This window comes from Amycolatopsis camponoti, from assembly GCF_902497555.1.
GTDB classification, from domain to species: domain Bacteria; phylum Actinomycetota; class Actinomycetes; order Mycobacteriales; family Pseudonocardiaceae; genus Amycolatopsis; species Amycolatopsis camponoti.
Genome location: NZ_CABVGP010000003.1, coordinates 1,376,241 through 1,401,619, shown reverse-complemented (window position 1 = coordinate 1,401,619; position 25,379 = coordinate 1,376,241). Strand labels below are relative to the sequence as shown.

Here is a 25,379-nt window from a genome sequence, read left to right as displayed (position 1 = left end):
CTAGCGCCGCCCACCGACAATCGCCCACATCTTGGGAGAAAACCCCTCGATTTCCCAGTCTTCGGAATACATCCGTCCAATCGGGGTAGGGTCGCCGGGTGCACGTGACCGCGGTGACCCCGCTGGCCGCCGATAGCGGACCCCCGATCTTCCAGTGGAAGTGGGTGGACCGCAACGCGGACGACATCGTCCAGCGCCTCGGCGAACACATCTCGCTGACCGCCGCCGCGCTCGGCGTCGGGCTGGTCGTCTCGATCGCGCTCGCGGTGCTCTCACTGCGGTACCGCTGGTCGTACCCGGTCATCCTGGGCACGGCCGGCGCGCTGTACGTGATCCCGAGCCTCGGCGCGTTCGCCGTGCTGGTGCCGTTCTTCGGGCTGACGTTCCTCACCGCGATGATCCCGCTCGCGACGTACACGCTGCTCATCCTGGTCCGCAACATCGTCACGGGCGTCGACCAGGTGCCGAACGAGGTCCGCGAGGCCGCGGTCGGCATGGGCTACACGCGCGGCAAGCTGCTCTGGCAGATCGAGCTGCCGCTCGCGCTGCCGGTGGTGATCGCCGGGCTGCGCGTCGCCGCGGTGACGACGATCGGCCTGGTCACGGTCACGTCGATGCTCGGCCTCGGCGGCCTGGGCTACTTCATCCGCGCGGGCATCCAGACGGCGACGCCCAACCCGACGGAGATCCTCGTCGGCGTGGTGCTCTCGGTGGTGCTGGCGGTGGTCGTGGATCTGGTGCTGTGGCTCAGCGAACGCCTGCTGGCGCCCTGGTCGCGGAAGGTGCGGACGCGATGAGCTTCCTCGACCAGCTGAACGCGTGGCTCTCGGACCCGAACCGCTGGAGCTGGACGGACAAGGCCGGCATCCCGTACCGGACGCTGGAGCACCTCCGGTTTTCGGTGCTGGCGCTGGTGATCGCGGCGGTACTGACGATCCCGGCGGCGCTGTGGCTGGCCCACTACCGCAAGGGCGCGTTCCTCGCGAGCAGCGCGGTGAACATCGGCCGCGCGATCCCCAGCTTCGGCCTGATCATCCTGTTCTGGTTCCTGGCCAGCCGCTGGGAGTTCGACACGACGTTCTGGCCCCTGCTGCTCGCGCTCGTCGCGCTGGCGATGCCGCCGCTGTTCACGAACACGTACGCGGGTGTGGTGTCCCTGGAACAGGAAACGGTCGACGCGGCCCGCGGCACGGGGTACCGCGAGTGGCAGATCATGTTCCGCGTCGAGCTGCCGCTGGCGTCCCCGGTGCTCCTGGCCGGCGCGCGGGTGGCGTTCCTGCAGCTGATCGCGACGGTCGCCATCGGCGCGATCGTCAACGACGGCGGCGGTCTCGGCCGCTACATCGTCGACGGCTTCGCGCTGGGCGCGGCGGGCTACGGCGAGATCTTCGCGGGTGGTCTGGCCGCGGTGGTCCTGGCGCTCGCGTGCGACGGCCTGTTCGCGCTGATCACCCGTTTGGCCACACCCCGAGGCCTGGCCCTGCAGAACGCCCGCCGCGAGTCGTAGGAATCTCACCCTGCGCAGTCACACCTTACGATCCGTGCATGGATCGGCCGAAGCCCAACGCCCGCAAGCGCCTGCTCGCGAACAAGCTCCGACGGCTGCGTGAGGACGCCGGGCTCACGCAGGTCGAAGCCGGCGAGCCCATGCGGTTCAACAAGAACAAGATGAGCCGCATCGAGCTGGGTCACTTGCCGGATTACAACGGCTTCTTGGCGCTGCTCGACCGCTACGGCGTGATCGTGTCGGACTACGACGACTGGGTCCGCCAGTACGACCGCGCGTGGGAGAAGGGCTGGTGGCACGCCTACGGCCTCAACGACCAGGGCTATATCGCGTTGGAAGCCGACGCTGATGAGGTCCGCGAGTACCAGCTCGGCTTCGTGCCCGGACTGCTGCAGACCGAGGCCGGGATGCGCGCCGCGTTCGCCGATGCGCGGGACCCGTTGTCCGGTCGCAGGCTGGAGAACGAGATCGCGGTCCGCCTGCGTCGCCAGGCCAGGCTGACCGAGGACCCGCCGCTCGAGTACCACGCCATCATCGACGAATCCGTGCTCCGGCGCCCCGATCTCCTCCCCGATGACCAGTGCGCACAGCTCGAGCAGATCATCAAGCGCGCCGAACTGCCCAACGTGACGGTGCAGGTCGTGCCCATCAACCACGGCATCCACTCCGGGCGGAACGGCAGCTTCATCATCCTCAGCTATCCGCGCCTGCGGGAGCCGGACATCGCCTACATCGAACACGGCTTCGGCTCGCTTCAGTTCGAGAAAGCCAAGGACGTCCACACTGCTAGGCTGGCTTTCCGCCACCTCGCCGATCTCGCGTACGACGAACCGGACTCGATCCGGCTGATCCGGCAGGTGATCACCGAGACCTGACTCGAGGTGAACGATCGTGTCCGACCTCAGCTGGCGCAAGAGCAGCTACAGTTCCGGCGAAGGTTCCCAGGGTGCCTGCGTCGAGGTTGCGTTCACGCCCGGCTCGGTCGCGGTCCGGGACTCGAAGGCGCCGACGTCCGGCACGCTGACCGTGTCGCCCGAAACCTGGCGCCACATCGGCGAAATCGCCCGCTAGAACGCCCCGAGCAGGATCAGCACGCCGAGCGCGATCAGCACCACGGGCAGCACGACGTGCCCCCACCGCGCGAGCACCCGCGCGACACCCGGCCGCGTCGCGAGGAACCGCCCGGCGAGGCACCACACGGCCACGCCCACCAGGAACACCACGCTGTAGCCGACCAGGCCGCCGGGCCCGGTCGCGGCGAAGGCGGGCACGTAGACACCGACGTTGTCGCCACCGTTGGCGAAGCACACGGCCGCGATGCCGAGCACTCCGGTGGCCGGCGGCGGCCCGCCGTCTCCGGAGCGCCGCGCCTGCCAGACCGCCCGGATCCCGAGCAGCACCGGCAGCACGCCGAGCCAGCGGACGGCGCCGTCGGGCAGCAACCCGGCCCCTAGCGCGCCCGCGACCGAGACGGCCAGGATCGCGCCGAAGCCGAGGAACTGCCCGGCCACGACCGTCAGCGCGGTGGCCTGCCCGAAGAACACGGCGAGCAGCACGAGGTCGTCGACGTTCGTCACGGCGAACATCGCCGCGGCCTGCCCGATCAGGCCCAGGTCCAGGCTCACTCCAGCGTCGAGAGTTCGGTGAACCGCGCGGCCCGGCAAGCGGAAACCAAGCGCTCGACCTCGGGTCCCAGCGGGCGGTCCTCGTCGACCGGCGGCACGATCGACCGCACCCACTCGTACCCCGCGCGCAGGTCGGGAACGCCGTCACCGGAAGCCAGATACCGCCCTTGCGAACCCGCGACCAGCTCGCAAGCGGTGATCGCGAAAAGGTGCGAAGACGCCGCGCGGAGTTGCTCGCCGGCCGCCCACGCAAACGCTTGCACGTCCTCCTGACCGGCCGATGTGTCGATCGAACCGAGCGTCGCGGGCGTCGCGAGGCGACGCAGCGCGTGCAGCTCGCCCACCGCCCTCTTGTGCAGCGGCACCAACCCCGCCCGCGGCCCCGGATCCGCGGTGAGCTGCGCCGGGAGGCCGCTGAAGCGCTCGTCGAGCAGGCGGTGCATCCGCTGCACCGAGATCTCGCCGAGGTGCACCAGCGCCGCCGTCACCGCGTCCATCCGCAGGCCGAGGTCGACCGCGTGGTAACCCGTCCCCGGGATGAACGCCCCGTCGATGAACGACGGGGAGTCGCCGGGCATCGATTCCCAGCGCCGCACGGTTTCCCGCAGGTCGGCGTGCACGCGGGACGCGTGGGCCAGCGCCCGTGGCGCGACCCGGACCGACAGCGGCGCCTGCACGACGCCCGGCCGCACCGGGCCCGGGCCGATCAAGCCGCCCAGGGAAACCAGCACGGAGCTCAGGTGGTCGTCGCTGCCGGCCATCACCGGCGAGAACACCTCGCGCGGCGCCCCGAGGACGTCGATCGCCATCGCCTCGGTGAGCGTCTGCAGGGCGATGAGCTGCCGCGTTTCGGCCCAGCCGCGCTGCGCGTGCACCATCGCCAGCGGCGAACCCTGAAGCAGCGAAGCACCTTCCTTGGGCCCCAACACGTACGGCGCTACGCCGCGCCTCGCGAGCGCGTCCGCCGCGGGGGTCTCGATGCCGTCTTCGAGGACCGTGCCGATGCCGAGGAAAGTCTGGAAGGCGTGGGACAGCGGGATGATCTCGCCCGAGCTGCCGAGGCCGGAGCGCGGCACCGCGGGCGTGAAGCCGTCATTCAGGCGGTCCACGAGGAACTGCACCAGCTCCGCACTCACCCCGGACCACGGCTGCAGGAAGTCGCGCAGCCGCGCGACGAGCAGCGCGCGGACGTCCTCCGGCGGGAGCCACGGCGGGCCGCCGACCGCGCGGCCGATCAGCAGGCCGCGCTGGTGGTCCGCCTGCTGCCGCGCGTCGAGCGCGACGCCCGCCAGCCGTCCCATCCCGGTGTTGACGCCGTAGACGGGCTTTTCGCGGCTTTCGAGCGCCGTCAAGAGCGCCTTCCGGCGTTGGAAAAGCGTCTCCAGCAGCGAATCGGCCAATTCCAACCGTTCACCGTCGGCGAACTCGCTTCCGGTGACGATCATCGGTACGGCAGCATGGTGCCGACGCCGGAAGCCTCGGCACGGGCCAGGATCATGTTCGCCACCGCGACGTCCGTTGTGGACAGTCCGCGGTGCCAGAACAGGATCCGCTCGGCGTCGTGCTCGCGGCCCGGCTTCTTCCCGGCCACGATGTCGCCGATCTCGGCGTGGACCCCGTCCGCGGTGAGGAGGCCGGCGTTGAGCTGCGGGCGCAGGGCGCCGAACCGCGGGTTGCCGGACTGCGATTCGCGCCAGTCGTCGACGACGACCTTGTCGACGTCGTCGAGCAGCGTGAGCTCCAGCGCGCTGATCGTGCCGTAGGGCACCAGGAAGGTGCCCGGCCGGAGGAACTCGCGCCGCACCAGCGGTTCGGGTTCGACCAGCCGGGAGGCCTCGACCTGGATGTCCGCGCCGTCCAGGGTCTCCTCGGCCGTGGCGCAGACGCGGACGTCCTTGCCGAGCCGTTCGGAGAGCCGGCGGCCGAAGTCCTCGCGGGACTCCGGGCGCTTGCTGGTCACGCGGATTTCGGCGAAGTCGAACAAGGAGTCGAGGAGGACGACGTTCCACCAGGCGGTGCCGCGGGCGCCGATGTGCCCGAGCACCCGCGAGTCCGGGCGCGCCAGGTACTTCGCGCCGACGGCGGTCATCGCGCCGGTGCGGGCCTCGGTGATCATCGTGCCGTCGACGATGGCCCGCGGCATGCCCGTGTCCGGGTCGAGCAGCAGGATCAACGCCATTTCGGAAGGGAGGCCCCGTTCGAAGTTCCCCACGAAGTCACCGACGACCTTCACGCCACTGACCTGCTTCGCGGACAAGTGGCCGCGAAGGATGTTGAAGTGGCCCTTGCCGCCGTTGTCCGGCACCAGGTGCGTACGCGGCTCGAAGACGACCTGGCCGCGGCCGTGGTCGCCGAGGACGTCCTCGACCGCGCCGACGATGTCCGCTTCGGTGACGCCGAGCGAGTCGATGTCGGCACCGGTGAGGTACCGGAGCCAGACGGACGTCACTTGGCGAGGTCCTCGATGACCTCGGCGCCGGGCAGCGAGGCCAGCGCGGCGCCGGAGATCAGCAGCTTGCTGCCGCGGATCCCGCTGCCGATGACCAGCTCGGGAGCGTCGGCGACGCGCTGGTCGATCAGGATCGGCCAGTCGGCGGGAAGGCCGACGGGCGTGATGCCGCCGTACTCCATCCCGGTCAGCGAGACGGCCTCGTCCATCGGCGCGAACGACGCCTTGCGGACGTCGAGGCGGCGCTTGATCACGCCGTTGACGTCGGCGCGGGTCGTCGCGAGCACGAGCGCGGCCGCGAACCGGACTTCACCGGCGCGCTTGCCGGCGACGACGACACAGTTCGCGGACGCGTCGAGCGGCGAACCGTAGGTCTCGCAGAAGGCGGCGGTGTCGGCCAGCGCCGGGTCGATCTCGGCGACGCCGACGGCGTCCGGGTCGGCCAGCGCTTCCAGGGCCTTGGCGACGGGGTCGGCGAGCAGGTCGGTACGCGTGGGGGCGGGAACCACGGTGAGGCTCCCGGCAATCGTCCAGGTCACCTCGCCACCCTAACCGTGCCGATCGCCGCCGATCCGGCATCGGCGACTACCAGTTGGAGCCGCCGCGCTGGACCTCGATGAGCTTGGGGCGGACGTCCACGATGTAGACCAGGGCCGCGGCCATGGCCGGCACCCAGAAGATCATCCCCGGGCCCATCACGCTGAACAGCGCCATGGCGAGCGTCGCGCCGCCGGTGATGAGCATCCAGATGGGCTTGGTCTTGCGGTCGGCCGCCGAGTAGGCGTCGGCGCGCTGCAGGAGCGCGTGCACGAACGCGAAGAGCCCGACCAGCGCGCTGCCCCAGTGGACTACTTCGAGGATCCAGATGGCAACCAGCACAGCGACAGCTTACGGCAAACCGCCCGAACGACCCCGGCCCCGCCACCGGGGTGCGGTGGCGGGGCCGGGGTGTTCACGGCTTATTTACCAATCCGGCCAAAAGCAGGCCGCCCCTCACGCGGCACGTGACCGTCGCTGCGAAGCCATGCGGCCGTGGCTGTGGTCGGATTGGTAAACATCGGCTCGGTTACCGGTCGGCCTTCGGCTTTACTTGTCGGTCTTCGGCGCGGCCGGCTTCTTCGCGGCGGCGCTGGTGGTGGTGCCGGTGGTCGTGCGACGGGCCGGGGTGGCCGTCTTCGGAGCGGTCTTGTTCGCGACCTTGCGGCTCGCGGAACGGGTCTCGTGGGCGACGTCGTCACCCAGCTCCTCGATGGCCTCGGCGGCGTCGCCGGCGACCTCGGTCACCTTGCGGGCGGTCTTCTCGCCGACCGAGCGGGTGCGCTTGGTGAAGGTGCCCAGCACGCCGTCGACGCGCTCGCGGACCTCGGAGGTCACACCCTCGACCTGGCCCTGCGCGGTGGTCAGGGCCTCCTCGAGCTGCTCGATGGCCTTCTTGACCTGCGGCTGCGTGGAGAACTTGTCCCACGCCTGCTCGCCCGACTCGGCCAGCTTGTTGTACAGCTTGAGCGCGGCCTCGGTGTACTCGTCGATGACCTTGCGCAGCTCGGCCGGGTCCAGCTTCTCGCGCAGGCTCTCGACGTCGGTCGGCAGCTCCTGCAGGTTCTTGCGGGCGGTCTCGCCGCTCTTGGTCACGTTCTCGCGGGCCTTCGCCACGGCGTCGGTGACGGCCTGCCCGGCCAGGTTGCCGGCGCCGAGCGCGGCGAGCAGCGGGGTGCGGACCTGGTCGAGGGCGGTGGTGACGGCCTTCTTGACGTCTTCGGTCTTGGGCGTGGTCATGGTTACTCCCTGGTGTTGGCGGCTGGAGTGGTGTCTGGGGTGTCTGAGGTGTCCACGGTGTCCGGAGCGGGAGACGACTCGGCGGCCGGCCGTGCCGCGGCGTTCTCCCGGCGGAAGGACTCGTAGACGTCGAGCAGGACCTGCTTCTGCCGTTCGGTCAGCTCGGCGTCGGCGCGGATCGCGTCGCCCACCGGACCACCCGTCGGCAGATCGAGGATCCCGGCTTGCACATACAGCGCTTCCGCCGAAATGCGCAGGCCCTTCGCGATCTGCTGCAGGATCTCCGCGCTGGGCTTGCGCACCCCGCGCTCGATCTGGCTCAGGTACGGGTTGGACACGCCGGCGAGCTTCGACAGCTGGCGCAACGAGATCTTCGCGGTGTTGCGCTGCTGGCGGATGTACTCGCCGATGTCGGAGGCGATGTCCGCGACCTTGTCCATGGGGCTGCCGGATCCTGACGTCCCACCGGTCTCTGCCATCCGGTCACCTCCTCGCGACCCTTTCGACGGTACGCGCGGGTGCTAGCTATTGCAAGCACTCTGCTTGCAATAGCCGCTGTGGCCGTCCTCACCCGCTACCGGGCTCGATGGTTACCAATCCGACCACAGTCACGGCCGATGACTTCGAAGCTTTGATTACGCACCGCTCGGGGGTCGGCCTACTCGTGGTCGGATCAGTAACGTGGTCGCATGACGCGCTCGGCCCGGCTGCGGCGGCGCCTCGTCGAGCACCTGCTCGACGAGGACGTCCTGCACGCCCCGGAATGGATCGCCGCGTTCCGAGCGGTACCGCGCCACGTCTTCCTGCCGCGGTTCTTCGCACCCGCGGGCGGGCTGTGGGCGGCGGTCGACCGGGACGACCCGGGCTGGCTGGAGACCGTCTACTCGCGCGAGGTGCTGGTCACGCAGCTGGACGACGACCCGGACCGCTGGGAGCTCGCCCGGCGCACCGGGCCGGTGGCGGGCACGCCGACCAGCTCGTCGAGCATGCCGTCGATCATGGCGATCATGCTCGAGGAGCTGCGGGTCCGGGACGGGCAGCGCGTGCTCGAGATCGGTACCGGCACCGGCTACAACGCCGCGCTGCTGAGCCACCGCTGCGGCGCCGGCCTGGTGTCCACTGTGGACATAGACCCGGTGATCGCCGGCGAGGCGCGCGAGCGGCTGGCCGCGGCGGGCTACCGGCCGACGTGCGCGGTGGGCGACGGCGCGCTCGGCTTCCCGGCGGGCACGCTGTTCGACCGGGTGCTGTGCACCGCTTCGGTTTCTTCGATCCCGCTCGCGTGGCTGGCGCAGACCACCCCGGACGGGCTGATCGTGACGACGCTGAACCGGCCGATCGGCGCCGGGCTGGTCCGGCTCGTCGCCGGCGAGGACGGCACCGCGCAGGGCCGCGTCCTCGCGCGCGACGGCCGTTTCATGCCGCTTCGCGCACATCGGCTGGCGCAGGCCGATCCGCTGCCGATGCCGTCACGCGACGACTGGGAGCAGACGCGGCTGCCGATGGCGTCGGTGCTCCAGCCGCGCCGGCAGTTCGAGTTCTTCGCCGGGCTGGCGATGCCGGGCGTGCGGCCGGTGCGCGACGGCGACGGCACGGACCCGCACGCGGCGGGCGGCCCGGGCGACAGCGGCGTCGCGCTCGTCCACCCGGACGGCTCGTGGGTCCGCCACCGCAAGCGCGCGGGCGCGGACGAGGTGGCCCAGGGCGGCCCGCGAGCCCTGTGGGAGCTCGCCGAAGCGGCCTACGTCGAGTGGTGCGAGCTGGACAAGCCGGACCGCGACCGGTTCGGGGTGACGGTCACCGCCGACCGCCAGGAGTTCTGGCTCGACGAACCGGGCGGCCGCACCTGGCCGCTCGGCTAAGGCAGCCGGTCGCGGATCCACTTCTCGGCGTGGTCGGCCGTCGCCTCCCTAGAGACGTCCGTGGTGTCGAAGAGGTCGACACCCAGCTCCGGTGCCGACTTCCGGAGCCACTCGTTGAACTCCAGCATCTCCTCGATCCGCGGCTCGTCCCACTCCCGCCACGCCGGGCGCGCCCGCAGCCGCCTGCCCAGCGACTCCGGCGTGCCGACCAGCGCCAGGTAGTGGATCTCGCTGAAGAACGCCCTCTCCGGCAGCGGCTCGAACTCCGGTGGCGCGACCGTGCCGCACAGCACGACCGGCCGGCCGTTCTGGTGGAGCATCGCCGCCATCCGCAGCCACACCGACCGGAACGTGCCGACCTCGTCGCGCAGGGCACCGACCCAGAGGATGTCCTGGTCCAGCACGACGACGTCACCACCGAGCCGGGCCGCCAGCAGCGGCCCCACCGTCGACTTCCCGGCTCCGCTCGGGCCGGTCAGCGCGAACAGCGGCAGCTTCCGGAACGGCCACTCGTGGCCGCACCGGCGGCACGTGAGGACCGTGCCCGCGACGATGGGACGCTCCGCCAGATCGCCGCACGCCGGGCAGATCCGCAGGTCGAGACCCACCTCAGTCGAAGAGGTTCTCGAGGAAGCCGCGCTTGCGGTTGCCGTGCCCGTACGGCCTCGGCGAATCCGAGTACCCGCGGTGCGGCCGCGGCGAGTCCGCGTACCCGCCGCGGTACGCCTTGGGCGAGTCCGGATGGCCGCCGCGGTAGGGGCGCGGCGAGTCGGGACGGCCGTGGCCGCCCTGGTAGGGCGGTGGCTGGCGGCCGTAGAACGAACTTTCCGCACCGGCGATCGCTTCGAGCTCACCGCGGTCCAGGAAGATCCCGCGACAGCCCTCGCACTGCTCGATGTGGACGCCGTTCTTGTCCACGGTCCGCATCTGGTTCTGACACTTCGGACAAATCACACATGCGAGCCTACGCACAAATCGGTCAGCAGGCGCAGAGGCAGAACGGGTGGCCCGCCGGATCGGCGTAGACGCGGAACGTCTCCGGCGCGTCGTCCAGCAGTTTCGCGCCGAGACCGAGGACGCGCTCGTGCGCCGCTTCGAGGTCGGTGACGGTGAGGTCCAGGTGCAGCTGCTGCGGGTTCTCGGCGGACGGCCAGGCCGGCGGCCGGTAGTCGGCCACCCGCTGGAAGGCGAGGCCGGCGCCCCCGAGCGGGTTGGCGAGCGTGACCCAGTGGCCGTCGTCGGCGACATCGGGCGCGTCCCACTCCAGCACGGCCCGGTAGAACCCGGCGAGTGCCACCGGGTCGGGGCAGTCCAGCGCCACCACACCCAGCGTCGGTACCGCACTCATCGTCGCTCCCTTCGATCGCGAGTAACCATTGTTCGTAGTATGTGGGTTACTGCGCGCGGGAGCAACCACCGACCGCCGTACACTGGGTGGGTGCACACCGACGCGTCTCTCGTCGTGGAGTTCCTCAACACGGTCAACGTCGAAGAGGGCACTGACCTGCTCGAAGATCCCGGGCAGTGGCACAGGTGGGCGGCCGGGAGGGCGTTGACGGCCAATCCGGCCCCCGAGGCCCGCGCGGCCCGAGACGCGCTGCGAGCCGCTGTCGGCGACCCCCGGCTGCCCGGCGGAAGCCTCGACGTGGGCACGCGGATCTCGTTGACGGACGACGGCCCGGAGCTGGTGGCGGACGACGTCGTGGGGGCGGTGTTCGCGGCCTGCGCCCGGCTGGTGGTCCGCGGCGAGTGGATCCGGCTGAAGATCTGCCCGGCCGACACGTGCCTGTGGGCGTTCTACGACGAGTCCAGGAACAGGTCCCGCACGTGGTGCTCGATGAGGGTGTGCGGAAACCGCGAGAAGGCCCGCGGCTGGCGAGCCCGGGCGGCGGAGACCGCGGCGGGCTGAGGGTCGGCCGTCTCCCGGCAGGCGCCAACCGCGGCGGGCTGAGCGGCGGCCTCAAGCCCCCTCAAGCCCCTGGCAAGTCGCTCTCATCCGAGCGGCGGACCCACGAACGGCTGTGGACAACTCAGCCGCAACCCCCCACATATCCACGCCCCAGAGAGCCCCGCCCCCATACGTTGTGGACACCCATTAGGCCATCACCGTGAAAACCTGTGGATAACCCCGGGGATAACTCAGCTTCCTGTGGACAACTCGTTTGAACCTCCCCCAGCTGTGGTATACGCCTCAGCCGTCAGAACAGCAGCTCCGCCACCGCGTAGATGACCAGCCCGGCCAGCGCACCCACCACCGTGCCGTTGATGCGGATGAACTGCAGGTCACGGCCCACCTGGAGCTCGATCTTGCGCGACGTCTCCTCGGCGTCCCAGCGCTCGACCGTGTCCGTGATGATCGTCGTGATCTCGTGGGAGTAGTTCTTCACCAGGTACGCAGCCGCGCCCTCGACCCAGCCGTCGGCCTTCGCTCGGAGCTGGTCGTCCGACACCAGGCGCGTGCCCAGCGAGGTCAGGCCGAGGCGGACGCGCCGGCGCAGCTCGCTCGACGGGTCCTCCGCCGCCGTCAGCAGCATCTCCTTCGCCGTGCTCCACGCCGAGCCGATCAGGCGCTGGACCTCCTCGTGGTGCACGATCTGGCCCTTCACCTGCTCGGCGCGGGCCATCACCTCCGGGTCGGTCTGCAGGTCCTGCGCGAACTCGCCGAGGAACTTGTCCAGCGCCAGCCGCATCGGGTGGTTCACGTCGGTCTTGACCGCCCACGCGAACGACAGCACCTCGCCGTAGACCTTGTCCGCGAGCATCTCGTCGACGAACTTCGGCGACCAGCTCGGCGCGCGGTCGGACACCACGCGCAGCATCGTCGTGTGGTTGTCGCGGACCCACTCGTAGCCGCGGTCGCACATGAGGTCGACCAGCTTGTGGTGCGCGCCGTCGGCGAACACGCCCTGCAGGATCTTGCCCAGCGGCGGGCCCCACGGCTTGTCGATGATCCGGCGCGCGACGGCCTGCTCCATGATCGCCTGGACGTCCTCGTCGCGCAGGACCCGGACCGCCGCCCGGACCATCGTCGCCAGCTCGGACGTCACGCGCTCGGCGTTGTCCTCCTGCGCCAGCCAGCCGCCGAGACGCCGCGAAAGCTCGACGCGCTTCAGCTTGTCGCGGACGACCTCCTCGGACAGGAAGTTCGACCCGACGAAGTCGCCGAGGCTGTTGCCCAGCGCGTCCTTCTTGTTCGGGATGATCGCCGTGTGCGGGATCTTCAGCCCGAGCGGGTGGCGGAAGAGCGCCGTGACGGCGAACCAGTCGGCCAGCGCGCCGACCATGCCGGCCTCGGCCGCGGCTCGCACGTAGCCGACCCAGCCCGGCCAGCCGGCCGACTGCGCCCAGCTCGTCAGCAGGAACACGACGGTGGCGCCGATCAGGAACGACAGCGCGACCAGCTTCATCTTGCGCAGCGCGCGCCGCTTTTCCTCTTCGCCGGCGGCGCCGCCCGGCGGGTCGGCGGGCGTCACCTTGGCGGGGGTCAGTTGCTCCACCCTGCCATTGTCCGCGAGGATCGGTGATCGTGCGCGAACCTGCTCTCGTCCCCCGTCTCCGGCCGTTCACCTCGACCATCTTCGCCGAGATGACGGCGCTCGCGGTCAAGCACGACGCCGTCAACCTCGGCCAGGGCTTCCCGGACACCGACGGCCCGGCCGGCATGCTCGAAGCGGCCAAGAACGCGCTGTTCGGCGGGGCCAACCAGTACCCGCCGGGGCCCGGGCGGCCCGAGCTGCGCGCGGCGATCGCGCGGCACCGGCAGCGCTACGGCACCGAGTACGACCCGGACACGGAGATCCTGGTCACCGCCGGCGCCACCGAGGCCATCACCGCTGCGCTGATCGCGCTGACCGAGCCCGGCGACGAGGTCATCGTCATCGAGCCCTACTACGACTCCTACGCCGCCGCGGTCGCGATGGCGGGCGCCGAACGCAAGGTCGTCGGGCTGGTCGAGGGCGAAGACGGCCGGTTCGGCCTGGACGTCGAGGGCCTGCGGGCCGCCGTCACGCCGCGGACGCGGGCGATCCTGGTCAACTCGCCGCACAACCCGACCGGCACCGTGTTCACCCGCGCCGAGCTGGAGTCGCTCGCCGCGCTGTGCGTCGAGCACGACCTCATCGCGATCTGCGACGAGGTCTACGAGCACCTGGTCTTCGACGACAACGAGCACATCCCGCTGGTCACGCTGCCCGGCATGCGGCCGCGGACGGTCAGCATCTCCAGCGCCGGGAAGACGTTCAACTGCACCGGCTGGAAGATCGGCTGGGTCTGCTCGACACCGGAGCTCGTCGCGGCGGTGAAGGCGGCGAAGCAGTTCATCACCTTCGTGTCCGGCGGGCCGCTGCAGCCGGCCGTCGCGCACGCGCTCGACCACGAACTGGCCTGGGTCGACGGCCTGCGGTCGTCGCTGGAGGAGAAGCGCGACCGGCTGTCGGCCGGGCTGGCCGACGCCGGGTTCGCGGTGCGGCCGACGGCGGGCACGTACTTCGTCTGCGTCGACGTGCGGCCGCTGGGCTTCACCGACGCCGCCGACCTCGCGTGGGAACTGCCCGGCCGGGTCGGCGTCGCCGCGGTCCCCGTCAAGGTGTTCACCGATCACCCGGACGAGTGGAAACACCTCCTGCGTTTCGCGTTCTGCAAGCGCAACGACGTCATCGACGAAGGCGTCACCCGGTTGCGCAAACTGGTCTGACGACCGCGGAGACGAGACGGAAACTTTCCGGCGGGGAATTCGGGAGAGAAAAGCCGGCGAACCGCGCGCGCCGAGGCCGGACGCGTCCGGTGACCGGCGCGGCACGCGCGGCGGGGGTCGACCGGTTGCCGTAGCGGGCAGTCACGCTCCGCGATCATGAAGGCGATTCCGTGTCTGCGGCGCCGCCTGGCGAGCCCGGTCCGGACCAGCGGGCATCCGGCCGTCGACGATCACGGACCGGAGTGGCCCGACCGGCGCGGATCCCGGTGGACCGACCACTGTGGACCCATTCGGCCCAGTGCGGGTCGCACCCTCCGGACGCCTTCCCGGCCATCCGGCCGAAAAGCGGGTGCGCGCACCCAAAGCCACTGTGTCGGCACGGAAAGCGACCGCGGTGCCGGAAACATCAGGTCAACGCTCGAATGTGCAAGTTGCAGTACTCGTCCGAATGGCCGCAGCGGAGCACCCGAACGGCACTGAGAGTGATCAACTTGTCGGCCGCAGATACCTTGCCCGGTAGGGCCGTTCCGCCTTACGGGCTGGATCGAAAGCGGGAGAGATGAAAGACTCCCGAGCGGTGCTAGAAAGAGTGCAGCCCCGAGGGAACTGCGACCTGGCCGGAGAAAGACCCCAGCAAGAACAGACTCGAGCGGGCATCGCGAGAGTTTCAGGCGCGGACGGTGGTGGTGGCGGTGGGGAGCACGGCGAACGCGTGCCGCAGCGTCCTCGCACGGCCTGCGCTCACAGCGGGTGAGTCCCCTCGTGCGCGCGTGCGCACGCCCCGCCCGTGGACTGCGGCCCTGCATCGTCCCGCGGCCAAGATCGTGATCGCCGGCGGCCTGACGCTGGCGGGCTGGCTGCTCACCGGCGCGCTGTCCGGGAGCGCCGCTTCGGCCGCCGAGACGGCGAGCTGCCCGGCCGCCCCCGCCGTCTCCTCCACTGTGGACCACTCCGCGAAGCTCTTCGCGCACGGCAAGCACCACAAGAGCCACCGCGAAGCCGCCGACCGGTGCGCGCAGCCGTCCGACAAGGCCCAGTCCGACGAGACCAAGGCCGACGAGACCGTGGCCGACGAGACCGCCGCGGCACCCGGAACGACCGCGACCGAGTCCACGAAGGACACTCAGCCCGCCGAAGAGCCGGCGGCCGCACCCGCGACCACGACGAAGGCCACCTCCTCCGGCGGCGGACTGCTGAACGGGCTCGTCGGCACCGTCACCTCCGCGACGAAGCTCGTCACCGAACCCGCAGCCAAGTCGACGACCACCAAGACGACCTCCTCCTCCGGCGACGGCCTGCTCGGCGGGCTCCTCGGCGGCGTCCTCAACGTGGTCGGCGGCACGCTGAACACGGTCACCACGACCGTCAGCGGGACCCTGCAGACGGTCAGCACCGTCACGGACACGCTGTCCCACACCGTTCTCGCGCCGCTCACCCAGCCGCCCGCGAACAACCCGGACGCGCCCGTCCTGCTCCCCCTCGACGACATCCTCGACCCGATCCTGGGCGGCAGCTCGAACTCGGGCGGCGTCACGGTCACCGTGCCCGGCGTCGTCACCGGCGAAACCGTCACCCAGCCGACCACCACCCCGGCCGTCGCTGAGACCGCGTCCACCGAGACGCCCACGACGACCCAGCAGACCTCCCGGGTCGCGGTCGTGCACCTCGTCGAGGTGCAGAACACCCGGCCCGCCCAGCAGGAGCAGCCGCGTGACTCCGGCGTGCACGCCCGCAACGGCGGCGGTGACAGCACCCCGGGCCTGCCCGGCGGCACCAGCGCCCCGAGCGCGCCGGCCCCGACCGCCGCTCCCGGCCACGACGGCCCCGGTGGCGTCCGCCACCAGTTCGCCGTCCACACCGACGACGCCACTACCACCCAGCTGAAGCTCATCGGCGCCAGCCGCGACCACGACGTCGACGGCGCGGGCAGGGAAGCCGCCCTGCCCACCACCTCTCCCGACTGACCCAAACCGGGCAGCCGGGGAGAACTGCGTCCAAAACAAGATCAACTCGACGCACGGCCACGCGGTGATCGCGTGACGATTCCCCCAGCTCCAGTACGAAATTCGTGACTCTTTCACGTCTCGTGACGCTCGCCCGCGTCCGACGTACCCCAGGGGCGTAAACCCATGCGAAACCACAGTCTTTCCGACCGGCCGACCGCGCCCGGCCGGGTCGGATCCCGGTCCCGGCGCCGCGCTGCCCCCGTGGCGCCGGGACCCACACCGGGCGTGCTCCGGGAGTTTTCGCTCACCGCGCCGAGCGAGATCTCGCAGTACCGAGAGCGCGCCTGAACCGCGGGCTTCCCGGCACGTCGAGGGGCTGTGCCGGGAAGCCAGCGGTTACCCGCGAGCGGGGTCACGTCCGCGAACGGGGGTGTGAACACCGAACCGGTGCGCTGGATGCTCACGAACGCCGCCCATCCCTGGGAGCAGGCTCGCATCCAGCGCACCGGTTCGTTCTGTCCGGACCTAGGCGATCGGCGCGTCCAGCGAGGCCGGCGTGCCACTGACCGACGCCGCGGCGGCGCTCAGCCGCCGGACCGCTTCGTCGATCTTGTCCGGCGGCAAGGAAAACGGCAGCCGGATCCACCGCTCCAGACCACCGTGGACGCCGAAGCGGGAACCGGGCGCCACCTGGACGCCGTGGCTCGCCGCCGCCACCGCCAGCCGTGAGCTCACCGGCTCCGGCATGCGGCACCACAGCGACAGGCCGCCCTTCGGCAGGGTGAACGTCCAGTCCGGCAGGTACCGGTGCACCGCGCCGGCCAGCGCGTCGCGGTAGCCGCGCAGCTCCTCCCGCCGCCGGGCCAGAGCGGCCTCGTCGGCCAGCAGCTCGGTCAGCACGATCTGCTCGAACACCGGTGACCCGAGGTCGACCGCGTAGCGCGCCGAAACCAGCCGGCCGAGCAGGTCCTCCGACGCCCGGATCCAGCCGAGCCGCAGCCCGCCCCAGTGCGTCTTCGACGCCGAGCCGACGCAGATCGCCAGGTCGCCGGCGAACGCGGCCAGCGGCGGCGGCCCGTGGAGCGGGTCGCCTTCCAGGTCCAGCTCGACGAGCGTCTCGTCGACGACCACCGGCGTCCGGGCGCGGGCCAGCACGGTGCCGAGCCGCCGGCGGCCTTCGGTGTCCAGGCGCAGGCCGGTCGGGTTCTGGAAGTCGACGACGAGGTAGGCGAACCGCGGGTTCGCCTGGCGCAGCGCGGCGTCGACGCCCGCGATGTCCCAGCCGCGGGCCCCGGTCGGGTCGAGCGCCACCGGCACCGGGATCGCGTGCGCGGCGCGGATCGCCTCGAGCGCGTTCGGGTACGTCGGCTGCTCGACGAGCACGCGGTCGCCGGGGCCCGCGAGCATCCGCAGGACCAGGACGAACGCGTGGTGCGCGCCGTTGGTGACCATGACCTGCGCGGGCGTCGTCGGCAGGCCGCGTTCGGTGTAGCGCCGCGCGATCTTCTCTCGCAGGCCGAGCAGGCCGCGTTCCTGGTAGCCGTGGTCACCGAGGTGGTCGGCCAGCCCGACGCGGGCCGCGTCGACCGCCGCGGCCAGGCCCGCGATGGCCGGCGAAGACGCGTGGGTGAAGTCGATCGCACCGTCGTGCACCGGCGCGAGCGGTCCGCGGCGACGACGTCCGGGCGCGGCGATCCACGACCCCGCGCCGCGGCGGCTCGCGACGAACCCGTTCTCCCGCAACCGGTCCAGGGCCGCGCCGATGAGCGTCCGGCTGACGCCGAGCGCGTCGGCCAGCTCGCGCTCGGCGGGCAGCCGGGTGCCGAGCGGGAGCTGGCCGTCCAGCACCTGCAGCTCGATGGCCCCGGCCAGGTCGGCCGCCCCCTGCCGCGATCCTTGCCGCCACGAGCCCAGCATGACGGCCAATCGAGGGCCGGAGATGCGTCCACCTACCGGGATGACGGATTCCATAAGACCAATATCCTCGAAGTGGCTATGGTTTACCAGACCACCTTGCCCTGATAGTGAAGACGTGGCTCAGATCGATCTCCGGCCCGTCCGGATCTCCCGCGACCCCGTCCGCCGCAGTACCCAGCTGCTCGTGGGCCTCGCCCTCTACGGCACCAGCGTCGCCTTCGTGACCCGCGCGGGCCTCGGCCTCGAGCCGTGGAGCGTGCTCGCCGAAGGCGTCATGAAGCACACCGGGCTGACGTTCGGCACGATCACCGGGCTGATTTCCGTGGTCGTGCTCCTGCTGTGGATCCCGCTGCGCCAGCGCCCCGGGATCGGCACGATCGCGAACGTCGTGGTCATCTCGGTGATGGTCGACGTCGTCCGGGCCTTCCTCCCGGACCAGCACGACCTGGTGTGGCAGATCGCGCTGCTGGCCGGCGGAGTGCTCCTGAACGGCGTCGCCACCGCCACGTACGTCGGCGCGCGGCTCGGCCCAGGCCCCCGCGACGGCCTGATGACCGGGCTCGCGGGACGCACCGGCTGGTCGGTCCGGCTGGTGCGCACCGGCATCGAGGTCACCGTGGTCGGCATCGGTTTCCTGCTCGGCGGGACCGTCGGCATCGGCACCGTGCTCTACGCACTGGCCATCGGACCGCTCACCCAGGCGCTGCTGCCGCTGACCACCTGGCGTGAGAGCTAACCCGCTTTGCGCTGCTGCACCGCCCGGCGCAGCGTCAGGTAGTCGGCGCCGCGCCGGGCGAGGACGTCGTCGGTGCCGCGCTGCTGGGCCAGCGCGAGCAGGATGTGCTCCTGCCCGAGGTGCTTGTCCCCCAGCCGGACGGCCTCCTTGAGGCTCAGCTCCAGGGTCTTCTTCGACTGGGACGTGAACGGGACGTGCCCCCGCTTGGCCGGGCCGAGCCGGCCGGCCAGCGCGCCCTCGCCGTGGGTCCGCTCGACGCTTTCGACGATCTGCTCGACGTCGATGCCGAACTCGGTGAGCGCCTCGGCGTCGGCGTCGCTGACCCCGCCCCGCCGTCTCGTCCGCTCCAGTTCCGCGGCCAGGTCGTCGGTGGCGACGCCCAGCTCGGTGAGCAGGGGGACCCCGGTCTTGAGCAACCCGGCCAGCAGGTCCACCGGCCCGACTTCCACCGAGCCGGACTGCCGCGCCGTCATCTGCGCTTCGACGACCGCGAGCCGCGCGTCCGCCGTGAACCGCTCGAACATCAGTGCCTCCCGTACTTCTTGTGCACGGCCTGCCGGCTGACCCCCAGCTCGGCGGCGATCTCCTGCCACGACCAGCCGTCGATCCGCGCACTGCGGACCTGCACGGCCTCCAGTTGTTCCACCAGCCGCCGGAGCGCGGCGACCGCGCGAAGCCCCACCCGGGGATCGCGGTCGCCGGCCCGGGCGGCCAGGTCCGTCGCTTCCGTCATGCTTGTCAACCTACGTTGACAGGTGCGGTGTTGTCAACCTGAGTTGACAGTCTCCAGCGCGAAGCTCCCGGACGGGCGACGTACAGTCGGGCAATGCCCGAGATCGTGATCGCCGAGCGGGCCGGGGTGGGCGCCGACGGCCACCCCCGCCCGACCGAAGACCACGTCGTCGTCCTCGACAACGCCGTGCTCCTCCTCGACGGCGCCACCTCGCCGGACCCCGCGCTGCCCCCGGGCGGCTGGTACGCCGAACGGCTGGCCCAGCGTCTCGCCGACGACCTCGGCGCAGCCCCCGAAGCCGACCTGACCGACCTCCTGACCAGCGCGATCGCCGTCGTGACGACCGAGAACGCCCTGCGTCCGCAGCAGTCGCCGTCGAGCACCGTCGCCGCCGTTCGGTGGCTCGAAGACCGCGTCGAAGCGCTGGTGCTGGCCGACAGCCCGGTCGTCGGGTTCGGTGACTTCGGTGTCGACGTCGTCTCGGACGACCGGCTCGCGCGGCTGCGGCGGCGCGGGATGCTCCAGACCGGCGCCGACGTCCGGCGCCGGCGCAACGCCCACGACGGCTTCTGGGTCGCCGAAGCCGATCCCGGCGCCGCCGCGCACGCCGTCCGCCGGAGCTGGCGGAGGACCGACGTCGACGCCGTCGTGCTCGCCAGCGACGGTGTCTCCATCGGCGTCGACCAGTACGAGCTGTTCGACTGGCGGGAAGTGCTGGCGATCACCCGCGCCGACGGTCCGGACGCCGTGCTGGACGCCGTCCGGACCGCGGAAAAGCAGGACCCGGACGGCGAGCGCTGGCCGCGTCCGAAGCGCCACGACGACCAGGCCCTGGTGCTGATCGACTTCGCATCCGGGGGAATTCAGGGTCTTCCCTGATCACGGCCGTCCGGTTCTTCGAGAACCTGGATGGCATGGGGATGGAACAGGGGAAGCGCACGAGACCGTGGCGGCTCGTGGCGCTGGGCGCGATCGGCTGGGGGCTGTTCACGGCCGTGGTGCTGCACATCATCAGCTCGCACGACCCGGTGTACGACACGCTGTCGAGCTACACCGTGACCGACCGGGGCGAGGGCATGCTCGCCGCGAGCGTGTTGTCGCTGGCCATCGGCTCGCTGGCGGTGCTCGGCGCGCTGCACGCCGCCGGTGTCCCGCTGTCGCGCACGACCCGGCTGCTGCTCACGCTCTGGTCGCTCGGGATGGCCGCGGCCGCGGTGTTCCCGGCGAGCTACCCGGAGGCGCCCGACCCGGTGAGCGGCGAGATCCACCTCTACGCGTGCCTGGTCGCGTTCCTGAGCCTGCCCGGCGCGGCGATCTCGCTGCTGGAACCGTTGCGGGGACGGCCGGAGCGGCTCGCCGTCGTGCGCGCGATCCGGCTGAGCGCGGGCGCGTTCGGGCTGTTCGCGGTCAGTTTCGTGTTCGTGCGGCTGAGCGAGGCGGGTGTCGGGCCGTTCCCGGAGATTTCGGACGCGTTCCCGATCGGCGTCATGCAGCGGCTGCTGCTGCTCGCCGACGTGGTGCTGCTGCTCACGCTGCTCCAGGTCGCGACGCGGCTCGAGTCAGCTTTCGACGGCCGCCGCGAATTCGGGCGTGTAGCCGTACAGGCCGGGCATCCCGCCGGTGTGCAGGAACACCACGTGGTCGTCCGGGGCGAAGTGGCCCGCCCATTCGATCAGCGCGGCGGCCACCTTGCCGGTGTAAACCGGATCGAGCACAACTCCCTCGGTGCGGCCGAAAAGCCGTAGCGCGCTCCAGACCGCGTCGGTCGGGATGCCGTAGCCGGGGCCGAGGGTGGAGTCGCTCATCTTGGTGTGCGTGAGCGGCGGCGGTTCGACGCCAAGCAGCTTGGCCGCGCCGGCGACGAGGTCGTGGAGGTTCTCCGTGGCCTCGTCGAGCGGGTGGCTGACGCAGGCGATGCCGACGCCGAGGTTCCCGAGGAGCCCGGCGGCCAGCGCCACGCCGGCCGCCGTCCCGCCGCTGGCGTGCGGGACGATCAGGTGGGCGCGCTCGACACCGCGTTCTTCGAGCTGCTTCGCGAGTTCGTACGTGGCGCGGACGTAACCGAGCGCGCCGAGGTCGTTGGACCCGCCGACCGGGACGGTGGCGACCTTCCGGCCTTCGGCGGCGGCTTCGGCGACGAGCCGGTCGTAGGCGCGGCCGGTCTCCTCGCCGTCTTCGCAGACGTGGACCGTCGCGCCGAAGAGCTTGTCGAGCGGGACGTTTCCGCCACGCTCGTACGCTTCGCCGTCGCGCGGGACCTTCGCGGTGAGGACGAGTTCGCAGCGCAGGCCGAGCTTCGCGCACGCGGCGGCGGTCTGGCGGCCGTGGTTGGTCTGGAGGGCGCCGAAGGTGATCACGGTGTCCGCGCCGGCTTCCCGGGCCGCGCCGAGGTGGAATTCGAGCTTGCGGAGCTTGTTGCCGCCGGCGCCGAGCGGGTGGACGTCGTCGCGCTTGAGCCACAGGTTCCGCAGGCCGAGGGCTTCGCCGAGCCGGGGTGCCTCGTGCAGCGGCGTCGGCCAGCCGCCCAGGTCGACGCGGGGGACCGCGTCGAGAGCGGCGGCGGGGAATCCGGCGAAGTCGAACGTCATGAGCCCAGTCTGCCGCAGCCGTCGTGAGTGAGAAACAGTGTTCTAACCCTGTTTCTCACTCACGACCGGGGTGGCCAAAGACTGCGGGTATCCGGTAACGTTCGTTCGAACGAACGAGGACCTCCGGGGGCCGACATGACAGCTACGAGCCTGGACTTCACCGGTCTCGCCCAGCAGGCCGCGCAGCTCGCCGCCGGCGAAGTCACGTCCGCCGAGCTGACCGCCACCGCCCTCGGACGCGCGCACGCCAGCCAGCCCACGCTCAACGCGTTCCGGCACCTGCGCGACGACGCGGCCCTCGCCGAAGCGGCCGATGCCGACCAGCGGCTCCGGACCGGCGACCGGAAACCCCTGCTCGGCGTGCCCGTCGCGATCAAGGACGACGTCGACCTCACCGGCCTGCCCACGTCGTTCGGCTGCGTCGGCGACTTCCCGTGCGCGACCACCGACGCCCCCGCCGTCGCGCTGCTGCGCGAGGCCGGCGCGATCATCATCGGCAAGACGAACACCCCCGAGCTGGGCCAGTGGCCGTTCACCGAAGGCCCGGCCTTCGGCGTGACGCGCAACCCGTGGCACACCGGCCACACCCCCGGGGGTTCTTCGGGCGGGAGCGCGGCCGCGGTGGCGTCGGGGGCCATCGCGGCCGCGCTCGGTTCCGACGGCGCCGGCTCGGTGCGCATCCCGGCCGCGTGGACCGGGCTCGTCGGCATCAAGACCCAGCGCGGCCGGATCCCGACCGAAAGCGAGCTGTTCCACGGCCTGACCGTGCTCGGCCCGCTCGCCCGGACCGTCGAAGACGCCGCCCTGCTGCTGGACGTCGTCGCGGACACCGGCACCACCTTCCGGACCGCCGCGGCGCGTGAACCAGGCCGGCTGCGGATCGGGCTGTCGACGCGGATTCCCTTCACCGCCACCAAGACCCGGCTCGACCCGGTCGTCGAAGCGAACGTGCGGCGGCTCGCCGAGTCGCTCGCCGGGCTGGGCCACGAGATCGTCGAGGTCGAGCCGGACTACGGGCTGATCGGCCTCACGTTCCTGCCGCGCTCGCTCACCGGCGTCCGCGACTGGACGCTGCGCGTGCCCGACCGCACCGGGCTCGACCCGCGCACGCGCAGCAACGCCGGCCACGGCCGCCTGCTGGCCGGGCCCGCGCTGCGGCTCGCCCGCGCGCTGGAGCCGGGGCTGCACCGCCGGATCGGCTCGGTGTTCGGCCGCGTCGACGTGCTGCTGACCCCGACCACCGCGACCCCGCCGCCGCCGATCGGCACGTTCGACGGGCTGTCCGGCTGGGAGACCGACCAGGCCATGATCGCCGCCTGCCCGTACGCTTGGCCGTGGAACGTGCTGGGCTGGCCGGGGGTCAACGTCCCGGCCGGGCTGACGGAAGACGGGCTGCCGCTGGGCGCGCAGCTGCTCGGCCCCTCGCACGCCGAGGAGCGGCTGGTTTCGCTCGCCGCGCAACTGGAAGAGGTCGAACGGTGGCCGGAGCGGCATCCCGAGACAAGCTGGTAAGCACCCGGGACGCCATCCTGCGCGGCGCGCTGACGGTCGTCGGCGAGCACGGCGTCGGCGGTCTGACGAACCGCCGGATCGTGGCCGCCGCCGGCGTTTCGCTCGGCACGCTCACCTACCACTTCCCCAGCCAGACGGCGTTGCTGCGCGAAGCGATGCTGTTGTTCGTCGAAGAAGAAACGGCGAAGCTGGGCGCGATCGTCGACGGCTACCGCTCGGAAGGCCTCAGCGTCGAGCAGGCGGCGTCGGTCGTCGAGCACGTGATCGCGCAGCTGCCGTTCGGCGCCGACGAGCTCGGCGCGCACGAGCTGTACCTCCAGTCCGCCCGGGATCCCGAGTTGCAGGAAGCGTCGTCACGTTGCTTCGCGGCGTACGACGAGCTGGCCGTGACGATCCTGTCGGCGGTCGGCGTGCCGGAGCCGCAGCGGCTGGCCGGGCCCGTGGTCGCGCTGATCGCCGGGCTGCAGCTGCGCCGGCTGGCGACCGGCGAGACGGACACGCCGGTGGCCGAACCGCTGATGATGCTGCTCCGCGGGGCTTGATGGCGCGGCCGATCGTCCGCGGCACGGCGGCGTGGAAGTACTTCGGCGACTTCCGCGACGGGCTGCTGGCCGGGCAGGTGCTGGTGCTGCAGGTGGCGCACCCGGTCGTCGCGGCGGGGGTGCGCGACCACTCGGACTACAAGTCGGATCCCTGGACGCGGCTGATGCGGACGGGCGCGTCGCTGTCGATCTACGTCTACGGCGGTCCGGCCGGGGCCCGGGTGGAGGCGGAACGGTTGCGTGCCTTGCATCGCACGTTCACGGGTTCCCTGGACGGACGCCGGTACAGCGCGCTCAACCCGGCGGCTTACGCCTGGGTGCACGCGACCCTGGTGAAGGTTCCCGTTGACGCACAACAGTTCTTCGGCCGCCCACTGTCCGATGTGGAGCTTGAGGAGTACTACGCGCAGATGTGCGACGTCGGACGGCTGCTCGGCGTGCGCGAACGCGATCTGCCGCCGGACTGGGCGGCTTTCGAACGCTACTACGACGACATGGTGGCCGGTTTCGCGGGGAATCCGGCGATCGAGGAGCTCTTCGAGACGATCCACACCGTCCCGAAGCCGGTGCGGTGGCTGCCCGGCTCGTGGTGGCGGTGGCACGCCCGGACCCAGATGTTCCTGATCCGGGCGACGCTGCCACCCGGACTCCGCGACCGCCTGGGTCTCCAGTGGACTCTCCGCGACCAGCGGCGCTTCCGGCGTTTCACCCGGGTGGTGCGGACTCTCGCCACCCCGCTCCCGGCGGGATTGCGAACGGCGCACATGCGGTGGATCGGCAAGCTCAACGTCTGGCTCCGCGCCCACCCGAAGGTCTACGAGCGCCTGGTGGGCGGCAACGGCCCCGGCTCGGCGCAAGGGTCGTGAGTGAGAAACAGTGTTCTAACACTGTTTCTCACTCACGACCGCTGACCCGGGCATAGTGCGCGCGGGCCTTGGCCCGGTTCCCGCAGCGGGCCATCGAGCACCACTGCCGGTTCCGCCGCGGCGAAGCGTCGCAGAACCGGATCCCGCAGTCGTCCGCCGCGCAGACGCGGACCGCCGCGTCGCTCGCCGCCAGGTCGATCGCGTCCGCCGCCAAGGCCGCGAACGCCACCGCCACCGGGTCCTTCGCCGCCGGGACCTCGCGGCGGAGGCGGCCGCCCGCCGTGACCAGGCGGGGCGGGGGTGCCGGCGCCGCGGCCGCCGCGTTGTTGACCAGGTCGACGTCCATCTCGGCCGGCAGCCCGTCCGCGAGCAGGACGCGGTCCACCGCTTCCCGCAACGCCTTCGCCGCCAGCACGTTCCCCGCCGTCACCGGCACCGGGCCCGTCGTGAAACCCGCCAGGGACAACCACTCCGCCAGCGCTTCGGGCCCGGTCAGCAGCTCGACACCCTCGGCGTACCGGGAGCGCAGCGTGTTGACCAGGTCGAGGCACGGCCGTCCGCCGTCGAAAGCCCACTCCATACCTTCACCCTAACCGTTGCGAACGGTTAGAGGAACCGCTACCTTCT

At 71.4% G+C, this 25,379-nt stretch carries 29 protein-coding genes and 1 pseudogene; 14 read left to right on the top strand and 16 right to left on the bottom strand.

Annotation, left to right across the window (positions count from 1 at the left end; all coding sequences use genetic code 11):
* The first annotated feature begins 98 nt into the window (after positions 1-98).
* Genes AA23TX_RS43225 through AA23TX_RS43210 form a run of 4 tightly spaced genes read left to right on the top strand, consistent with a single transcriptional unit; the run spans position 99 to position 2,578 of the window.
* Positions 99-797, top strand: coding sequence for an ABC transporter permease (locus AA23TX_RS43225; protein WP_155548699.1), 699 nt, complete (start codon positions 99-101; stop codon positions 795-797).
* Positions 794-1,507, top strand: coding sequence for an ABC transporter permease (locus tag AA23TX_RS43220; protein ID WP_155548698.1), 714 nt, complete (start codon positions 794-796; stop codon positions 1,505-1,507). The genes AA23TX_RS43225 and AA23TX_RS43220 overlap by 4 nt, the downstream gene beginning before the upstream one ends.
* Positions 1,508-1,545: 38 nt before the next feature.
* The gene (locus AA23TX_RS43215) at positions 1,546-2,382 is read left to right on the top strand and encodes a helix-turn-helix domain-containing protein (RefSeq protein ID WP_155548697.1); all 837 of its coding nucleotides are present in this window, start codon (positions 1,546-1,548) and stop codon (positions 2,380-2,382) included.
* A 16-nt stretch (positions 2,383-2,398) separates the two neighbouring features.
* The gene (locus tag AA23TX_RS43210; RefSeq protein ID WP_230863066.1) at positions 2,399-2,578 is read left to right on the top strand and encodes a DUF397 domain-containing protein; all 180 of its coding nucleotides are present in this window, start codon (positions 2,399-2,401) and stop codon (positions 2,576-2,578) included.
* Here the strand turns inward: AA23TX_RS43210 and AA23TX_RS43205 are convergent.
* The 7 genes from AA23TX_RS43205 to AA23TX_RS43175 form a co-directional block, all read right to left on the bottom strand.
* Positions 2,575-3,126: a cadmium resistance transporter gene (locus tag AA23TX_RS43205; RefSeq protein WP_155549446.1), complete on the bottom strand. Its 552-nt coding sequence runs from the start codon at positions 3,124-3,126 to the stop codon at positions 2,575-2,577. The genes AA23TX_RS43210 and AA23TX_RS43205 overlap by 4 nt on opposite strands.
* 2 nt (positions 3,127-3,128) lie before the next feature.
* Positions 3,129-4,577 carry an aromatic amino acid lyase gene (locus tag AA23TX_RS43200; RefSeq protein WP_155548695.1) on the bottom strand — a complete coding sequence of 483 codons (1,449 nt, stop codon included), beginning with the start codon at positions 4,575-4,577 and terminating at the stop codon, positions 3,129-3,131.
* A complete protein-coding gene (locus tag AA23TX_RS43195; RefSeq protein ID WP_155548694.1) occupies positions 4,574-5,581 on the bottom strand; it encodes an ornithine cyclodeaminase family protein in 1,008 nt (335 codons plus the stop codon). Before AA23TX_RS43195 ends, AA23TX_RS43200 begins: the two co-directional genes overlap by 4 nt.
* Positions 5,578-6,120 carry a YbaK/EbsC family protein gene (locus tag AA23TX_RS43190; protein WP_155548693.1) on the bottom strand — a complete coding sequence of 181 codons (543 nt, stop codon included), beginning with the start codon at positions 6,118-6,120 and terminating at the stop codon, positions 5,578-5,580. The genes AA23TX_RS43195 and AA23TX_RS43190 overlap by 4 nt, the downstream gene beginning before the upstream one ends.
* Positions 6,121-6,166: 46 nt before the next feature.
* Positions 6,167-6,460, bottom strand: a complete 294-nt coding sequence (locus tag AA23TX_RS43185) for a DUF2516 family protein (protein WP_155548692.1) — start codon at positions 6,458-6,460, stop codon at positions 6,167-6,169.
* 207 nt (positions 6,461-6,667) lie between these two features.
* Positions 6,668-7,357 (bottom strand): hypothetical protein, encoded by a 690-nt coding sequence (locus AA23TX_RS43180; RefSeq protein WP_155548691.1) that lies wholly within the window; start codon positions 7,355-7,357, stop codon positions 6,668-6,670.
* Positions 7,358-7,359: 2 nt separating this feature from the next.
* Positions 7,360-7,797, bottom strand: coding sequence for a helix-turn-helix domain-containing protein (locus tag AA23TX_RS43175; protein ID WP_155549445.1), 438 nt, complete (start codon positions 7,795-7,797; stop codon positions 7,360-7,362).
* A 249-nt stretch (positions 7,798-8,046) separates the two neighbouring features.
* Between AA23TX_RS43175 and AA23TX_RS43170 the strand changes: the two genes are divergently transcribed.
* Positions 8,047-9,219, top strand: a complete 1,173-nt coding sequence (locus AA23TX_RS43170) for a methyltransferase domain-containing protein (protein WP_155548690.1) — start codon at positions 8,047-8,049, stop codon at positions 9,217-9,219.
* Here AA23TX_RS43170 and AA23TX_RS43165 read toward each other — a convergent pair.
* From AA23TX_RS43165 to AA23TX_RS43155, 3 genes are read right to left on the bottom strand one after another with little or no spacing between them, the layout of a single operon-like run.
* Positions 9,216-9,827: an AAA family ATPase gene (locus tag AA23TX_RS43165; RefSeq protein WP_155548689.1), complete on the bottom strand. Its 612-nt coding sequence runs from the start codon at positions 9,825-9,827 to the stop codon at positions 9,216-9,218. The genes AA23TX_RS43170 and AA23TX_RS43165 overlap by 4 nt on opposite strands.
* 1 nt (position 9,828) lies before the next feature.
* The gene (locus AA23TX_RS43160) at positions 9,829-10,173 is read right to left on the bottom strand and encodes a TFIIB-type zinc ribbon-containing protein (RefSeq protein ID WP_277875473.1); all 345 of its coding nucleotides are present in this window, start codon (positions 10,171-10,173) and stop codon (positions 9,829-9,831) included.
* Between the two features lie 25 nt (positions 10,174-10,198).
* A complete protein-coding gene (locus AA23TX_RS43155; protein WP_155548687.1) occupies positions 10,199-10,567 on the bottom strand; it encodes a VOC family protein in 369 nt (122 codons plus the stop codon).
* Positions 10,568-10,657: 90 nt separating this feature from the next.
* Here AA23TX_RS43155 and AA23TX_RS43150 point away from each other — a divergent pair, with 90 nt between their 5' ends.
* Complete coding sequence (locus AA23TX_RS43150) at positions 10,658-11,128, top strand: CGNR zinc finger domain-containing protein (protein WP_155548686.1); 471 nt, start codon at positions 10,658-10,660, stop codon at positions 11,126-11,128.
* A gap of 289 nt (positions 11,129-11,417) precedes the next feature.
* Here AA23TX_RS43150 and AA23TX_RS43145 read toward each other — a convergent pair whose 3' ends face one another.
* Positions 11,418-12,716: a DUF445 domain-containing protein gene (locus AA23TX_RS43145; RefSeq protein WP_155548685.1), complete on the bottom strand. Its 1,299-nt coding sequence runs from the start codon at positions 12,714-12,716 to the stop codon at positions 11,418-11,420.
* 29 nt (positions 12,717-12,745) lie between these two features.
* On the opposite strand from AA23TX_RS43145, the gene AA23TX_RS43140 reads away from it, so the two are divergent.
* Together AA23TX_RS43140 and AA23TX_RS43135 are read left to right on the top strand one after the other, a co-directional pair.
* The gene (locus AA23TX_RS43140; RefSeq protein WP_155548684.1) at positions 12,746-13,912 is read left to right on the top strand and encodes a pyridoxal phosphate-dependent aminotransferase; all 1,167 of its coding nucleotides are present in this window, start codon (positions 12,746-12,748) and stop codon (positions 13,910-13,912) included.
* Between the two features lie 770 nt (positions 13,913-14,682).
* Positions 14,683-15,876, top strand: coding sequence for a hypothetical protein (locus AA23TX_RS43135; RefSeq protein ID WP_230863065.1), 1,194 nt, complete (start codon positions 14,683-14,685; stop codon positions 15,874-15,876).
* Positions 15,877-16,383: 507 nt separating this feature from the next.
* Here the strand turns inward: AA23TX_RS43135 and yczR are convergent.
* A complete protein-coding gene (gene yczR, locus AA23TX_RS43130; protein WP_196425851.1) occupies positions 16,384-17,829 on the bottom strand; it encodes a MocR-like transcription factor YczR in 1,446 nt (481 codons plus the stop codon).
* Positions 17,830-17,890: 61 nt separating this feature from the next.
* Here yczR and yczE point away from each other — a divergent pair, with 61 nt between their 5' ends.
* The gene (yczE, locus tag AA23TX_RS43125; RefSeq protein WP_155548682.1) at positions 17,891-18,511 is read left to right on the top strand and encodes a membrane protein YczE; all 621 of its coding nucleotides are present in this window, start codon (positions 17,891-17,893) and stop codon (positions 18,509-18,511) included.
* Here the strand turns inward: yczE and AA23TX_RS43120 are convergent.
* Entirely contained in the window at positions 18,508-19,035 is a 528-nt protein-coding gene (locus AA23TX_RS43120) for a Clp protease N-terminal domain-containing protein (RefSeq protein ID WP_086675675.1), read from the bottom strand. The two genes, yczE and AA23TX_RS43120, sit on opposite strands and share 4 nt — an antisense overlap.
* Positions 19,035-19,244 carry a sigma factor-like helix-turn-helix DNA-binding protein gene (locus tag AA23TX_RS43115; protein ID WP_086675674.1) on the bottom strand — a complete coding sequence of 70 codons (210 nt, stop codon included), beginning with the start codon at positions 19,242-19,244 and terminating at the stop codon, positions 19,035-19,037. The genes AA23TX_RS43120 and AA23TX_RS43115 overlap by 1 nt, the downstream gene beginning before the upstream one ends.
* A gap of 93 nt (positions 19,245-19,337) precedes the next feature.
* Here AA23TX_RS43115 and AA23TX_RS43110 point away from each other — a divergent pair, with 93 nt between their 5' ends.
* Both AA23TX_RS43110 and AA23TX_RS43105 read left to right on the top strand, forming a co-directional pair.
* Positions 19,338-20,123: a protein phosphatase 2C domain-containing protein gene (locus tag AA23TX_RS43110; RefSeq protein WP_155548681.1), complete on the top strand. Its 786-nt coding sequence runs from the start codon at positions 19,338-19,340 to the stop codon at positions 20,121-20,123.
* Between the two features lie 35 nt (positions 20,124-20,158).
* Positions 20,159-20,719, top strand: a pseudogene (locus AA23TX_RS43105) (DUF998 domain-containing protein); the annotation flags it as partial.
* 84 nt (positions 20,720-20,803) lie between these two features.
* Here the strand turns inward: AA23TX_RS43105 and AA23TX_RS43100 are convergent.
* Positions 20,804-21,832: a D-cysteine desulfhydrase family protein gene (locus tag AA23TX_RS43100; protein ID WP_155548680.1), complete on the bottom strand. Its 1,029-nt coding sequence runs from the start codon at positions 21,830-21,832 to the stop codon at positions 20,804-20,806.
* Between the two features lie 135 nt (positions 21,833-21,967).
* Here AA23TX_RS43100 and AA23TX_RS43095 point away from each other — a divergent pair, with 135 nt between their 5' ends.
* The 3 genes from AA23TX_RS43095 to AA23TX_RS43085 are packed head-to-tail and all read left to right on the top strand — an operon-like array spanning position 21,968 to position 24,752.
* Complete coding sequence (locus AA23TX_RS43095; protein WP_155548679.1) at positions 21,968-23,344, top strand: amidase; 1,377 nt, start codon at positions 21,968-21,970, stop codon at positions 23,342-23,344.
* Complete coding sequence (locus tag AA23TX_RS43090) at positions 23,311-23,886, top strand: TetR/AcrR family transcriptional regulator (RefSeq protein ID WP_155548678.1); 576 nt, start codon at positions 23,311-23,313, stop codon at positions 23,884-23,886. Before AA23TX_RS43095 ends, AA23TX_RS43090 begins: the two co-directional genes overlap by 34 nt.
* A complete protein-coding gene (locus tag AA23TX_RS43085) occupies positions 23,886-24,752 on the top strand; it encodes an oxygenase MpaB family protein (RefSeq protein WP_155548677.1) in 867 nt (288 codons plus the stop codon). The genes AA23TX_RS43090 and AA23TX_RS43085 overlap by 1 nt, the downstream gene beginning before the upstream one ends.
* A 28-nt stretch (positions 24,753-24,780) precedes the next feature.
* Here AA23TX_RS43085 and AA23TX_RS43080 read toward each other — a convergent pair whose 3' ends face one another.
* Positions 24,781-25,332, bottom strand: a complete 552-nt coding sequence (locus AA23TX_RS43080) for a CGNR zinc finger domain-containing protein (RefSeq protein WP_155548676.1) — start codon at positions 25,330-25,332, stop codon at positions 24,781-24,783.
* Positions 25,333-25,379: the final 47 nt, after the last annotated feature.

Bases quoted from the DNA above. Each gene is read 5' to 3' on its own strand.
- AA23TX_RS43085 (WP_155548677.1), top strand. From the start codon at position 23,886: ATGGCGCGGCCGATCGTCCGCGGCACGGCGGCGTGGAAGTACTTCGGC.
- yczR (WP_196425851.1), bottom strand. From the start codon at position 17,829: ATGGAATCCGTCATCCCGGTAGGTGGACGCATCTCCGGCCCTCGATTG.
- AA23TX_RS43175 (WP_155549445.1), bottom strand. From the start codon at position 7,797: ATGGACAAGGTCGCGGACATCGCCTCCGACATCGGCGAGTACATCCGC.
- AA23TX_RS43200 (WP_155548695.1), bottom strand. From the start codon at position 4,577: ATGATCGTCACCGGAAGCGAGTTCGCCGACGGTGAACGGTTGGAATTG.
- AA23TX_RS43120 (WP_086675675.1), bottom strand. From the start codon at position 19,035: ATGTTCGAGCGGTTCACGGCGGACGCGCGGCTCGCGGTCGTCGAAGCG.
- AA23TX_RS43095 (WP_155548679.1), top strand. From the start codon at position 21,968: ATGACAGCTACGAGCCTGGACTTCACCGGTCTCGCCCAGCAGGCCGCG.
- AA23TX_RS43170 (WP_155548690.1), top strand. From the start codon at position 8,047: ATGACGCGCTCGGCCCGGCTGCGGCGGCGCCTCGTCGAGCACCTGCTC.
- AA23TX_RS43110 (WP_155548681.1), top strand. From the start codon at position 19,338: ATGCCCGAGATCGTGATCGCCGAGCGGGCCGGGGTGGGCGCCGACGGC.
- AA23TX_RS43080 (WP_155548676.1), bottom strand. From the start codon at position 25,332: ATGGAGTGGGCTTTCGACGGCGGACGGCCGTGCCTCGACCTGGTCAAC.
- AA23TX_RS43215 (WP_155548697.1), top strand. From the start codon at position 1,546: ATGGATCGGCCGAAGCCCAACGCCCGCAAGCGCCTGCTCGCGAACAAG.
- AA23TX_RS43115 (WP_086675674.1), bottom strand. From the start codon at position 19,244: ATGACGGAAGCGACGGACCTGGCCGCCCGGGCCGGCGACCGCGATCCC.
- AA23TX_RS43100 (WP_155548680.1), bottom strand. From the start codon at position 21,832: ATGACGTTCGACTTCGCCGGATTCCCCGCCGCCGCTCTCGACGCGGTC.
- AA23TX_RS43155 (WP_155548687.1), bottom strand. From the start codon at position 10,567: ATGAGTGCGGTACCGACGCTGGGTGTGGTGGCGCTGGACTGCCCCGAC.
- AA23TX_RS43220 (WP_155548698.1), top strand. From the start codon at position 794: ATGAGCTTCCTCGACCAGCTGAACGCGTGGCTCTCGGACCCGAACCGC.
- AA23TX_RS43180 (WP_155548691.1), bottom strand. From the start codon at position 7,357: ATGACCACGCCCAAGACCGAAGACGTCAAGAAGGCCGTCACCACCGCC.